This is a genomic window from Chryseolinea sp. H1M3-3 (assembly GCF_029360725.1).
In the GTDB taxonomy this organism is placed as follows: Bacteria; Bacteroidota; Bacteroidia; order Cytophagales; family Cyclobacteriaceae; genus Chryseolinea.
In genome coordinates this window covers 100526-112590 of sequence record NZ_JARKMY010000002.1, presented here as the reverse complement: position 1 = coordinate 112590, position 12065 = coordinate 100526, and the positions used below count along the sequence as shown (strand labels likewise).

The following is a 12065-nucleotide window of genomic DNA, read 5'->3' as shown; positions in this document are numbered from 1 at the left end:
TCAGGCTTTCTTAACTTGAAAGATTTTATCCATAACAACCCATTTTTCTCCTGGCTGAGAACCCGGTAAAGGTTGCTGAAATTGCCACATCAGCGCCTCCCACTCCTGAACTTTAGGATTTGCGGCATCCATTGCTGCCTTCCGCTCAAACGTAAATGAATCATTGACCTCGAAAATCATAACCATGCGCGGACCCACCCTGTAGATTTCAACGTTATCAATACCAGCATCAAACATACTCTTTTTAATTTCAGGTGATACGTTCCGATGGTGTTCCTCATATTTTGCTATGAGGGCTGGATCATTTTTTAAATCAAGTGCCAGACAATAGCGTTTCATCTCACTTCGTTTTTACTTGGGTTTGTACTGTACATTTATGTGATGGCAAAAGAAACACAACGCTTCGCTCATTCGAAACAATGTATATGGTGCACGGCTACTCATCAACGCTCTAAATATCACAAATTATTTTGAGCTATTGCCGATAGAGCAACTTTTTTGAGATAGGTAGCAATAGGATTACAACAGACGAAAGCATTTTGTATTTTCGCGGCAACTTGGTATGAGTAAAAATTCATTGCTTCGTAAGGCGCTTCAGAAGATAAAAAAGATCTTCATCATCCTTTTTGTCTTACAGTTGATTTACATTATTATGCTGAAATGGATCAATCCTCCTTTCACCATCACACAGATTGTGAGCTTAATTGAAGGCAATGGACTGAGACGAGATTACATCGACATTCAGGACATGTCTCGCAACGCTCGGCTGGCGGTAATTGCATCCGAAGATCAGCTCTTTCCGGACCACAATGGCTTTGATGTAAAAAGCATTGAGAAAGTAATAACTGAAGGATCCAAAAAAGCCGGGAGAATTCGCGGCGCATCTACCATCAGTCAGCAGGTTGCCAAAAACGTATTTTTATGGCAAGGAAGAAGTTGGATACGCAAAGCTATCGAAGCCTATTTTACATTTATGATCGAAAAAATCTGGGGCAAGAAACGTATCCTCGAAATGTATCTGAATGTTGCAGAGATGGGCAAAGGTATTTTCGGAATCGAACAGGCCGCTAGGCAATATTTTAACAAATCAGCGAAAAAATTAACGCGAAAGGAAGCAGCCATGATAGCAGCGTGCCTCCCCAATCCAAAAAAATACAAAGTGAAGCCACCTTCCCGTTACATTGACCAACGGTACCCCTGGATTTTAAGACAAATGAATAACCTGGAGGGAGATAAGGATATCCAGTTTTTGATTGAAGAAGAAAAAAATAAATAGGATTCCCAGTTTCTGGGTTTCCGGCACTTTCAGTATTACAGGTTCTCCATTCATCATAGTATTTTTGTTTTAGTTGAATCCTCCCGTTACTTTAGGGGAATTAATCAATATATCCATGAAACAAATCTTGATCTTAGTGCTATGTGCGTTAGCCGGCATTTCATCGGCATTTGCGCAAAAGCGTGAGTATTATGAAATAAAAGTCTATAACATCACTTCCAAAACCCAGGAAGAAAGAATAGATAAGTTTTTAAAAGATGCTTATGTGCCAGCATTGCACCGTGCAGGCATCTCAAAAGTAGGCGTCTTTAAGCCTGTAGAAACTGATACTGTAAATTTCGGAAAAAAAGTATTTGTATTGATTCCATACACCTCACTTGATCAATATGCAAAACTCCCCGAAACGTTACAAAAAGATAAGCAGTACGAGACAAGTGGATCTGAATATCTGAATGCGCCCTATACCGATGTAAACTATGCCCGCATGGAGTCCATCTTGTTGTATGCATTCTCTGGGATGCCGAAGCTTGAGGTTCCGAAGCATCCAACACCACCGAGTGAGCGCATTTACGAGCTTCGAAGCTATGAAGGCCACACGGAAAAGATTTTTAAAAATAAAGTGAAGATGTTCAATGATGGTGATGAAGTTGGATTATTTAAGCGACTTGGCTTTAATGCTGTATTTTATGCGGAAGTGATCGCGGGGTGTCGCATGCCTAACCTGATGTACATGACCACATTCCCGAATAAAACTTCCCGAGATGAGCATTGGAAAGCTTTTTCTGCAGATCCCCAATGGAAAACACTTTCAGGTAAGGCTGAGTATAAAAACAATGTCTCCAAAATTGACATTTACTTTTTGCATCCCACCGAGTACTCCGATATTTAAAAAACCAAATATTCAAGAAGGGTTCCTAAAGAGCCCTTTTTTGTTTTATGTACCTTACGGGAGATGGCATTATATCTGCTTCATTTTAAAGTTGGTGATATGTGATTATTTTCTTTCTTTCGAATCTAAATTTTAATGTCTTAATGAAATTTTTGCCACGTTTATTTGCTACACTGGCTATAGGGCTAATACTGAGTTCCTGTGGCGACAAACAAAATACTGAAGACAAAGCAGCCACCGACTCACTTGCACTGAATTATTCCGTGGTAAGCACCCTCCCCCACAATGCTGAAGCTTATACCCAGGGACTTGTCATATACAACAATCGCGTAATAGAAAGCACAGGACAAAAGGGTCATTCCTGGATCGCCGAAGTTAACCCGGGATCGGGCCAGCATGAAAAGAAAGTTACATTAGACAATCGCTACTTTGGAGAGGGCATAACAGTGTTAAACAGGAAAATATATCAACTTACGTGGGAAGAAAAAACCGGATTTGTTTATGATGCCGACACCTATAAAAAAGTTGGTGAGTTTAAATACAACACACCGGGATGGGGCATCACGCATGACAATAAAAATCTAATCATGAGTGATGGAACGGATAAACTTTATTTCCTCGATACTACGAACTTGCAGGTAGTGCGTACGCTAACAGTGACGGACCCTGGGCAGGGAAAATTGAAAAACCTGAATGAACTTGAGTACATCGATGGCTATGTTTATGCCAATGTTTACGAGACAGCAATGATCCTGAAAATCGATCCCGCATCCGGCAAAGTGGTTGGTCGCCTGGATCTTTCCCCGCTTTCCAACGAGATCAAAAGAATGTATCCCAACACCGATGTGCTTAATGGAATCGCCTACGACAAAAACTCCAAAGCCCTTCTTGTAACCGGGAAGCTGTGGCCAAAGTCTTATTTAATCAGGATTAATTGATTGTCCCATAGGTTATACGATTCCTGAGAATTCTTGGTGAGAGTCTGTAGCTTAGATTTACAAGTTACACTATCTTGGAATCGGTGCGCTTTCAAGTCTGCAGAAGTTATCAAAACCGATCAGCATCAAAGCGTCCCCCGTATTGATCACTGGAATGTTATTCAATCCAATAACATATCCGGCGCTGGGAGCATGTATATTTTCTTTAAACTCTCCAAAAGGATCAGTGATGGTTCCCACCCAATCATCTTTATGAACGTGCTGACCACATTGCACTGTAGGTTGGAATAAGCCGGCATGTTTCGCCCTTATCCATGAGGTGCTCCAAATCGTTCTATTTTCCTCTTTGGGTTCCGGTGCACTATCGATCATTCTCAGGTGCCTCATTAGCCTGAGGGTGCCGGCAATACCTTCTTCAATAGCCTGTTGATCAAATCGCAATGACTCACCTCCCTCATAAACAATAACATGTTTACCCTTGCGAGCAGCCTCTTTGCGCAATGAATTAGGTCTAAATGGGGCGTCAATGGTGAACGGCGCATTAAAAGCTTGTGCTAATTCCATGTTAATGGAATCTTTTAACACTGACCTGACTTGAGGATAATTGGTGCGCATGGCTCCACCGGTATGAAAGTCAATTCCGTAGTCGATATAAGGGATAACTTCATGCATGAGGTTGTAAGCTAACCGGCTTGCCAGAGATCCACCCCTGTTTCCAGGGAAAGAACGATTGATGTCCTTGCCGTCTGGAACATCACGCGAATAATTTAAGAAGCCATAGAGATTAACAATAGGCATACATACCGTTACGCCCCGTTTGGGTTTATGCAATCCGCTGTCCAAAATGCGACGTACGATTTCCATTCCATTGATTTCGTCGCCGTGCATGCCTGCTGTCAACGCTAGCACTGGCCCATCTTCCAGACCTCTGGAGACGTAAATCGGAGTTTCTATAATAGTATGCGAAGGAAGCCTGGCGATGTTAATGTTGATCTCCGTGAATTCCCCAGGTTCAATCTGATGACCGGCTATAATTACTTGTTTCAAGTATGCTTTTTGATTTCTACTCGGTTAACAATACAATCAGCTAAGCACGGATTGCTTTAAACAAGCAAGTTAACCCCTTAAGATTAATAGACAAAAAGTATATTATGCGTTGATTTTATCCTTTTGAATTTTTTTCTTCCCTGCGTGTTTTTCCAGGAACTGAAAAATCTTTCCGGCGATGTCGACTTTGGTAGCACCTTCAATGCCTTCCAGCCCGGGACTCGAATTGACTTCAAGAATCAAGGGACCTCTGTGAGACGGCAGCATATCGACACCTGCCACGGCCAGCCCCATCTTTTTTGCAGCCATGATTGCGGCTTGTTTTTCTGATTTAGTAAGTTTAACAACTTTGGCAGTTCCTCCACGATGCAAGTTCGATCTGAATTCTCCTTCACGTGCTTGTCGACGCATGGCTCCAACCACCTCTCCATTAACAACAAAGGCACGTAGGTCCGCACCCTTTGCCTCCTTGATAAACTCTTGCACAATTATTCTGGCGTGCAATCCATGAAAAGCTTCAATCACAGATTTAGCGGCTTTTTTATTTTCAGCCAAAACGACACCCAGCCCTTGCGTACCTTCCAGTAATTTGATGATCACGGGCGCTCCGCCAACAGCTTCGACGATACCTTCTGTTTCACGCGAGTAGTCCATAAAAATTGTCTTAGGCAACCCGAGCCCTGCACGCGAAAGTATTTGCAGACTTCGCAATTTATCGCGCGAGCGAATCAAAGCCTGCGATTCCACCGCTGTAAATACTTTCATCATTTCAAATTGCCGTACAACAGCAGCACCGTAAAAAGTAACGGACGCTCCGATGCGCGGTATGATGGCGTCAAAATAATCCAGGCGCTTGCCTTGGTACAATACTACGGGATTTTTCTTTTCGATAAAGAGAACACATTTCATGTGATCAATCACCTCCACCTTATGGCCGCGTGCTTCACCGGCCTCCTTTAGACGCCGCGTAGAATACAGCTTTGGGTTCCTGGATAGAATAGCAACTCGCATGAAATGAAGTGTTAAAGATTAAGATTGTTTTTTGCGCAGTTGAATTCTTTGGCTGCGCTTATGCCTGTAGGAAAGATTTTTTTTCTTCACATCGATAAGAAATCTGTCGCGTAAAATCTTCCGTCCGATCAATATGGGAAATTTAAGGGAACCTCTGTTACAAAGAGAAAATTCTTCAGTTATTTCTTGATTAAAAATTTTTAACGTTGTTACAATAACAAAACGGCTTTCAATTTCTCCGAAAGAATTCTTGACATCACGCAATGCAAATTCCGAAAATTTCAGTTTTGTTCCCGTAAACTCTGAATGCTCTTCGTCCAATAAAATGAATTCGAGCATGCCATCTACGATATGTACATGGTGACAGTGCAAACTGGATGTATATGCACCCGTATCAATTTTTGCATGTATGTCGAACAATCCTAAATCTGGCAGGTCAACCCGATCATAACGGCCTAGAATATCCATATTCCTTTTAACGGTGTGAAGATGCGTAAAATAAAAAAGTCCCGCTAGCAAGCGAGACTCTTAATTATAAACATTAATTAATATTAATAGTTTAACAAAATTTAAGCTTTCACCTTAAAGGCAACTGCCGTGTTTTCCCATTTTAACTGTACTTCATCTTTTCCTAAAGCGATGTTAAATGTTTCAACAAAGTTTGGGGTTTTTGTCGGTTTTACTTTCACTCGCAATAAGTCATCTTTTTCATTGTACTTATAAGCACCCCACTGTTTTGCTTCCTTATTTAAAATAATTGTCCACTCATTTTCGCCGGGTATTGTGAACAAGGAATATTTTCCAGCAGGTACATCTTTACCTTCAATTTTTACCGCCTTGTCGAATTCAATGGTGGTAGCCTCATTTGCACCGGTTCTCCATACTTGTCCGTAAGGTTCCTTGCCGCCTAACATTTTGCGACCTCTTGCAGAGGGTTGAGAATACACGATCTTGACATTCGCAGCTCCAATTTTTCCTTCAACAGTAGCCGGAGGGCTGAGTGGTTTGTCTTGAGCAACAACCACCGACGAGATGACTGTGGCAATCGCCAGCATTAAAAAGGTAATTCTTTTCATAATTTGTGTCATTTGAGATTTAGTGGGTATATATACGTGAAAATGCCCCGAGTAGTCGGGGCATTCTCATCCTATTATATAACAACCTGTAAACTATTGTAAGAACGGCAGAAATTCAGTTTTGGTTTATTCCCAATATTATTTTTTTGTAAAGTTCGAACCGCAACTGATAAGTGCTGCCGGTTGTCTCTCAATTATCAATGACGGAGGAGGTTAATAGGGCTTTCCTTGGTATTCCCTTATTTCCCGAAAGGATTTATGGCCGATAATGCCCGTTTACCCCCACCCATCTTATTCATCGTTTTCATCAGTTTTCGCATGTCGCTAAACTGTTTCAACAATTGGTTTACCTGCTGAACTGAAGTTCCGCTTCCTGAGGCTATTCGATTTTTGCGACTTCCATTTATTATGTCAGGGTTTTCACGTTCCTCAAGGGTCATTGCCCGAATAATTGCCTCTACGGGTTTGAAAGAATTGTCGTCAATATTGATATCCTTCATTGCTTTTCCCATTCCCGGTATCATTCCCAGAAGGTCCTTCATATTTCCCATCTTCTTCACTTGTTCCAGTTGACTTAAAAAGTCATTGAAATCGAATTGATTTTTCCGGAGCTTCTTATTAAGTCGTGCAGCCTCTTCTTCATTAAAAACCTCTTGCGCTTTTTCTACCAAAGAAACCACATCACCCATGCCCAGGATCCTGCTCGCCATACGCTCTGGATAAAAGCGATCAATCGCCTCCATCTTTTCACCAAGGCTCATGAATTTAATGGGCTTTTGTACGACACGGCGTATTGACAAAGCAGCTCCTCCGCGCGTATCACCATCCAATTTCGTAAGAACAACACCATCAAAATTCAACCGATCATTGAATGCCTTAGCAGTATTTACGGCATCCTGGCCGGTCATCGAATCCACTACGAACAAAGTCTCAGAGGGATTTAAGGCTTCTTTAAGATTAGCAATCTCATTCATCATCGCCTCATCGACAGCCAAACGGCCGGCGGTATCAACGATCACCACGCGGTGGTTATTTTTCTTTGCATGTTCAATGGCAGCGCGTGCAATTTTTACCGCATCTTTATTATCCGGTTCTGCATACACCTCAACACCAACTTGTTGGCCCAAAACTTTTAATTGATCAATGGCCGCTGGCCGATAGATATCACAAGCTGTGAGCATCACCGAACGACCTTGTTTTTTAAGATAGTTGGCCAGTTTTCCTGAAAAAGTTGTTTTACCCGATCCCTGAAGACCGGCAATAAGAATAACAGCAGGATTTCCTTCGATCTTGATGTCCTCACTGTGTCCGCCCATCAGCTCGGTGAGCTCATCACTGGTGATCTTCACCAACAACTGACCTGGGGAAATAGCGGTAAGCACGTTTTGGCCCATCGCTTTTTCCTTGATGTCGTCCGTGACCTCCTTGGCGACTTTATAGTTGACATCGGCATCAATAAGTGCCTTGCGAATTTCTTTTGCTGTGGTCGCAACGTTAATTTCGGTGATCCTTCCCTGCCCTTTCAGCGTTTGAAAGGCTTTGTCCAGCTTTACACTTAAATTATCGAACATGGATCAGTATTTATTTTTTTGATTATTCTATTTTTTGCGCGAACAAAGTTAAGGCGCATCACCCTAAAGAAAAAATGGAATTACTTCGTCCTTTACCCGTTTTTTGATAACTGAATAAGTAGTCTGAAAAGCTTCCGCTTCCGATGTCGTATGATTGATTAATGTGATGACTTTGGTTACACCCAATAAGGTCGTTTTTTCAATAGGTAGTTCGTTTTTACCAACAATGACGATTAAGGGTTTACGGTATTGTCGTGATAGATCCGCGATCCCCTTAACAACTTTTCCGGAAAGGGTTTGCTCATCCATTTTACCTTCACCGGAAATAACAAGATCGTTTTCCCTTACCTTTTGTTCCAAACCAATGAACTTCATAATGAATTCAATTCCGGATTGAAATTGAATATTAAAAAAAACTTTCGCACCACCCCCCAACCCCCCACCGGCACCAGCGCCTGGAAAATTTATATCCAGTTCAAATTGGTTGCGTACTACCGCTGCAAAATTCCGTAGCCCGTCATCCAGAAACTTAACATCATCAGGGGTTGCTCCTTTTTGTGGACCGAATACGTGCGCTGCGCCCTGAATACCGTAAAACGGATTGCTAACATCACAAATGGCCGTGAATGAAACTTCCCGAATACGTGGATGGAGATTCAGAATATCTATTTTGCGAATCTCTTGTAGATTCTTGCCAATAGGCTTTAAGGGTTTATCTGATGCATCCAAAAATTTTGCACCGAGCGCTTCTCCCATTCCAATACCCGCATCGTTGGTTCCACTTCCACCAACCCCCATAATAATGGAGGTAACCCCGTGATCTAGCGCAGAGGCTATCAGCTGACCTGTACCATACGTCGTACCCATTAACGCATTTCGTTCTTCAGGTTTGAGCAGTTGTAAACCTGAAGCTGCTGCCATTTCAACGAAAGCGGTGCGACCGTCTCCAGAAATTCCATATTCACATTCAATCGTCCGGAAGTAGGGATCAGCTACAGGTATTTTAATTTTTTTTCCACCACTGAACGATGTAAGCATATCGCATGTTCCTTCACCACCATCTGCCATTGGAATCAATGTAGTTTCAATTTGTTTCCCGGATTCATGCAATGCTTCTTGAATGGCCTCACACACTTTTAATGCATCAAGCGAACCCTTGAACTTATCGGGGGCAATCAGAATTTTCATACAACTAAAGAAAGTAAGATCGATGTAATTAGCACTGTAATACCCTGTAAAAAGGTAAGGAAGGTGTAACTACGAAATGCGTCTTGCGCTGACAAACCCCCAAACTGTGAGACCACCCAGAAATAAGAATCGTTGGCATGTGAAACACACATGGCACCTCCACCAATCGCAAGCACCAATAAACTTAATTCCAGCGGCGCGACAAAACTTAACGCTATAGGGGCAATTAATGAGCTGGCAATAATCATTGCAGAGGTCGTTGACCCTTGTGCGGTTTTTAGAATTGCCGCCAGCGTCCAGCCCAACAGTAATACAAAAACTGGATGCAATTGTGAAGACGAACCAACTTCCGATAACAATTTATCGACACCACTTGACTTGATAACGGCACCAAAAGCCCCACCAGCTCCGGTGATGAGCAAAATAATTCCAGCATCCTTTAAAGCTTCACCTACCCACTTTGGCAATTCCTTATCTTCCTTACGGATCAGAAGTAAACCACAGAGAAGCCCGAGGAATAAAGCAACGATAGGGGTACCTAATAACGAGGCAACATCGACAATTTGCTGCGGCGCATTGGTAAGTTTAATAAATGATGCCGTTGCAATTAACAGAATCGGGAGAAGAATAGGCAGCAATGCTTTTTTCAAGGCGACTTCGCGTACATATTGTGTCGTTGTTGTGAGATCAATTGTCGACGCAATTGTGACGCCCTTATATTTTGAAAACAGATAAGACACCAAAAGAACAGGTATGGATCCAACTATCCCTATTAAAATAATGATCCCAAGGTGTTCACCTGCCCCGAGATTGGAAGCAGCAGCCAACGGACCGGGTGTGGGCGGAACAAGGGTGTGTGTAGTGTATAACCCAGACGAAAGTGCAAGTGTAAAAGATGCGGGTGCGGTAGCTGTTTTCAGCGCAAGAGAAGGAATTAATCTCGATAAAATAATAAATCCAGAATCACAAAAAACCGGAATACCTACCAACATACCTATCAGCGACAATGAAAATACGGACTGCCTGGCACCAAAGAGTTTTAATATTCCTGTGCTGATGGATTCCATTGCTCCCGTTTTCTCCAAAAGAATTCCCAAGACCGAACCCAAGGCAACGATAATTCCAATTTGTTGCAACAATGAGCCGAAACCGTTTTGGATAACTGGCAGAATTTCGCCGAGGCTCATTCCGGTTATCAGTCCATAACCTACAGCAGCTAATAGTAACGAGAAAAATGCATTTAACTTGAGATGTTTCGTAGCAAGAATAATTCCGCTAACAGCTACAATCAAACCGATGGTGATTCGCCAGGCTTCCGTGCTCATACCAGGTTTCGAAACGGAAAATAAGGAAATATTTCTCCTGCTGAGAAGGCTGTTTGATCGGCAGGCAATTCAAGAAAGCCCGTTACATTCTTCAAATTCACAAAGTCACCCGATCCTCCGCCCGCCTCCGGGTAAGCCGACAATTTTCCCAGTTCACTTTTAACTGCCACCTGGAGAAAGTAAGTGAGAGTCGGTGCAAACGAAAAGTCTGAAGATAGTGTAGCTGATATGCCGGGTACATCGATTCCCATGCTTTTCGATATCCAGGGTTTAATGTAGCGATAAAAGCACATGTAGGTCGAGACAGGATTTCCAGGCAAGGCAAAAATAATTTTACCTTCGTTCGAGGCACCAAACCAAAAAGGTTTTCCAGGTCGCTGGTTAACCTGATGGAAAAGTTTTCGTACACCAAGCTCTTCAAAAACCGCCGGGATGTAATCAAACTTACCTTTTGACACGCCGCCGGAGAGAATTAATACATCATAGTTATTCAAAACAGTGCGCAAAGAATTTAACAGTATTTCTTTGTCATCGGGGAAATGAAATTGTGTTGCTTTCCAACTCATGGAATGCATGGCTGCCTCTATGGCATATGTATTCGATCGTCTGATCTGAAATGCTTTTGGAATAACACCTACATCTACCAATTCATCTCCGCTGGAGATAATGGCGGTTTTGGGTAACTGAAAAACGTCGACTTTTATTTTTCCTACCGATGCTAACAACGCAACTTCAGCAGGCGAGAGTAAAATTCCCGGCGTTAACAACACATCATGCTGCTTACAATCAAGACCCTTTCTATGGACATTTTGTCCGAGTTCCAACTTCTCGATTTTGAGGCGAGCGCGCTTGTTCGTGATCTCTAAATCTTCATATCTTATTACAGTGTCGGTTTGTTGAGGAAGCATGGCGCCGGTCATGACCTCCACACAATGCTCGGGATTTAGGAGTTTCTTCTGTTCATCTCCGGCTGCCTGGGTAAACTCAATAACAAACTCCTTTTGGCCAATCTCCCATTGCCGAAATTGAATAGCTATTCCATCCATCGAGACACGATCAAAAGGAGGAAAATCACGGTCGGCGATAATCTTTTCAGCAAGAACTCTATTGACGGAGTTTTGCAGAGGAACGCTTTCAACTGCAGGTTTATAAAGGTTAGAAAAGATAATATCAGCAGCTTCTGCAACACTCACCATAGATTTAATTTAATTTACGCACACCAAATTTTCTAAGAGAAAGGAACGGTGAGCCAGTTAAAAGTATGAGTAAAAAACAATTTACACACATTTCCAAGGATGGAAATCCACAAATGGTAAATGTTTCAGAGAAAAAAATCACACTTCGCAGGGCGCGTGCTCAAGCTATTATTGACGTTGGCGATGAGATCTTGGATAAGATTGAAAACAACGAACTTATCACCAAAAAAGGACCTGTGTTTCAAACCGCCATCATTGCAGGTGTAATGGGAGGAAAAAAAACCGCAGATCTAATTCCCTTCTGTCATCCGTTAGGTCTTGAAGATTGCCAAATAAAAATCCATGTACAAAATCGTAAAATAGTGATTGAAACTGAAACAGTCGTTACCGCGAAAACAGGCGTGGAAATGGAAGCGCTTACTGCTGCTTCCGTAGCAGCACTTACCGTATACGATATGTGCAAGGCCCTCTCTCATAATATTGTAATTCAGGAAATCAAACTAATGGCAAAGTCGGGTGGAAAAAAAGATTTTAAACGCATATAAGAC

At 42.3% G+C, this 12065-nt stretch carries 13 protein-coding genes; 4 read left to right on the top strand and 9 right to left on the bottom strand.

The window, feature by feature from the left end; genetic code table 11:
• The gene (locus tag P2W71_RS07860; protein WP_276369312.1) at positions 1–339 is read right to left on the bottom strand and encodes an L-rhamnose mutarotase; all 339 of its coding nucleotides are present in this window, start codon (positions 337–339) and stop codon (positions 1–3) included.
• Positions 340–562: 223 nt separating this feature from the next.
• On the opposite strand from P2W71_RS07860, the gene mtgA reads away from it, so the two are divergent.
• The 3 genes from mtgA (at position 563) to P2W71_RS07845 (ending at position 3103) form a co-directional block, all read left to right on the top strand.
• Positions 563–1276 carry a monofunctional biosynthetic peptidoglycan transglycosylase gene (gene mtgA, locus P2W71_RS07855; RefSeq protein ID WP_276369310.1) on the top strand — a complete coding sequence of 238 codons (714 nt, stop codon included), beginning with the start codon at positions 563–565 and terminating at the stop codon, positions 1274–1276.
• A gap of 115 nt (positions 1277–1391) precedes the next feature.
• Positions 1392–2165, top strand: a complete 774-nt coding sequence (locus P2W71_RS07850) for an NIPSNAP family protein (RefSeq protein ID WP_276369307.1) — start codon at positions 1392–1394, stop codon at positions 2163–2165.
• A 143-nt stretch (positions 2166–2308) separates the two neighbouring features.
• Positions 2309–3103: a glutaminyl-peptide cyclotransferase gene (locus P2W71_RS07845; RefSeq protein ID WP_276369304.1), complete on the top strand. Its 795-nt coding sequence runs from the start codon at positions 2309–2311 to the stop codon at positions 3101–3103.
• 69 nt (positions 3104–3172) lie between these two features.
• Here P2W71_RS07845 and P2W71_RS07840 read toward each other — a convergent pair whose 3' ends face one another.
• The 8 genes from P2W71_RS07840 to P2W71_RS07805 form a co-directional block, all read right to left on the bottom strand.
• Positions 3173–4150 carry a succinylglutamate desuccinylase/aspartoacylase family protein gene (locus P2W71_RS07840; RefSeq protein WP_276369302.1) on the bottom strand — a complete coding sequence of 326 codons (978 nt, stop codon included), beginning with the start codon at positions 4148–4150 and terminating at the stop codon, positions 3173–3175.
• A 102-nt stretch (positions 4151–4252) separates the two neighbouring features.
• Positions 4253–5161 carry a 30S ribosomal protein S6--L-glutamate ligase gene (gene rimK / locus P2W71_RS07835; protein ID WP_276369300.1) on the bottom strand — a complete coding sequence of 303 codons (909 nt, stop codon included), beginning with the start codon at positions 5159–5161 and terminating at the stop codon, positions 4253–4255.
• A gap of 18 nt (positions 5162–5179) precedes the next feature.
• Positions 5180–5629, bottom strand: a complete 450-nt coding sequence (locus P2W71_RS07830; protein ID WP_276369298.1) for a RimK/LysX family protein — start codon at positions 5627–5629, stop codon at positions 5180–5182.
• A 101-nt stretch (positions 5630–5730) separates the two neighbouring features.
• On the bottom strand, positions 5731–6237 hold the full coding sequence (locus P2W71_RS07825; RefSeq protein ID WP_276369295.1) for a DUF2911 domain-containing protein: 507 nt from the start codon (positions 6235–6237) through the stop codon (positions 5731–5733).
• A gap of 239 nt (positions 6238–6476) precedes the next feature.
• Entirely contained in the window at positions 6477–7808 is a 1332-nt protein-coding gene (gene ffh / locus P2W71_RS07820; RefSeq protein ID WP_276369293.1) for a signal recognition particle protein, read from the bottom strand.
• Between the two features lie 63 nt (positions 7809–7871).
• Positions 7872–8996: a glycerate kinase gene (locus tag P2W71_RS07815; protein ID WP_276369291.1), complete on the bottom strand. Its 1125-nt coding sequence runs from the start codon at positions 8994–8996 to the stop codon at positions 7872–7874.
• Positions 8993–10321 (bottom strand): GntP family permease, encoded by a 1329-nt coding sequence (locus tag P2W71_RS07810; protein WP_276369289.1) that lies wholly within the window; start codon positions 10319–10321, stop codon positions 8993–8995. The genes P2W71_RS07815 and P2W71_RS07810 overlap by 4 nt, the downstream gene beginning before the upstream one ends.
• The gene (locus P2W71_RS07805) at positions 10318–11517 is read right to left on the bottom strand and encodes a molybdopterin molybdotransferase MoeA (protein ID WP_276369287.1); all 1200 of its coding nucleotides are present in this window, start codon (positions 11515–11517) and stop codon (positions 10318–10320) included. The genes P2W71_RS07810 and P2W71_RS07805 overlap by 4 nt, the downstream gene beginning before the upstream one ends.
• A gap of 65 nt (positions 11518–11582) precedes the next feature.
• Here P2W71_RS07805 and moaC point away from each other — a divergent pair, with 65 nt between their 5' ends.
• Positions 11583–12062 (top strand): cyclic pyranopterin monophosphate synthase MoaC, encoded by a 480-nt coding sequence (moaC, locus tag P2W71_RS07800; protein WP_276369284.1) that lies wholly within the window; start codon positions 11583–11585, stop codon positions 12060–12062.
• The last annotated feature ends 3 nt before the right edge of the window (positions 12063–12065 follow it).

Excerpts from the sequence above, each read along its gene's own strand:
- P2W71_RS07860 (WP_276369312.1), bottom strand. The coding sequence starts at position 339 with ATGAAACGCTATTGTCTGGCACTTGATTTAAAAAATGATCCAGCCCTC.
- mtgA (WP_276369310.1), top strand. The coding sequence starts at position 563 with ATGAGTAAAAATTCATTGCTTCGTAAGGCGCTTCAGAAGATAAAAAAG.
- P2W71_RS07850 (WP_276369307.1), top strand. The coding sequence starts at position 1,392 with ATGAAACAAATCTTGATCTTAGTGCTATGTGCGTTAGCCGGCATTTCA.
- P2W71_RS07845 (WP_276369304.1), top strand. The coding sequence starts at position 2,309 with ATGAAATTTTTGCCACGTTTATTTGCTACACTGGCTATAGGGCTAATA.
- rimK (WP_276369300.1), bottom strand. The coding sequence starts at position 5,161 with ATGCGAGTTGCTATTCTATCCAGGAACCCAAAGCTGTATTCTACGCGG.
- P2W71_RS07830 (WP_276369298.1), bottom strand. The coding sequence starts at position 5,629 with ATGGATATTCTAGGCCGTTATGATCGGGTTGACCTGCCAGATTTAGGA.
- P2W71_RS07825 (WP_276369295.1), bottom strand. The coding sequence starts at position 6,237 with ATGAAAAGAATTACCTTTTTAATGCTGGCGATTGCCACAGTCATCTCG.
- ffh (WP_276369293.1), bottom strand. The coding sequence starts at position 7,808 with ATGTTCGATAATTTAAGTGTAAAGCTGGACAAAGCCTTTCAAACGCTG.
- P2W71_RS07815 (WP_276369291.1), bottom strand. The coding sequence starts at position 8,996 with ATGAAAATTCTGATTGCCCCCGATAAGTTCAAGGGTTCGCTTGATGCA.
- P2W71_RS07810 (WP_276369289.1), bottom strand. The coding sequence starts at position 10,321 with ATGAGCACGGAAGCCTGGCGAATCACCATCGGTTTGATTGTAGCTGTT.
- P2W71_RS07805 (WP_276369287.1), bottom strand. The coding sequence starts at position 11,517 with ATGGTGAGTGTTGCAGAAGCTGCTGATATTATCTTTTCTAACCTTTAT.
- moaC (WP_276369284.1), top strand. The coding sequence starts at position 11,583 with ATGAGTAAAAAACAATTTACACACATTTCCAAGGATGGAAATCCACAA.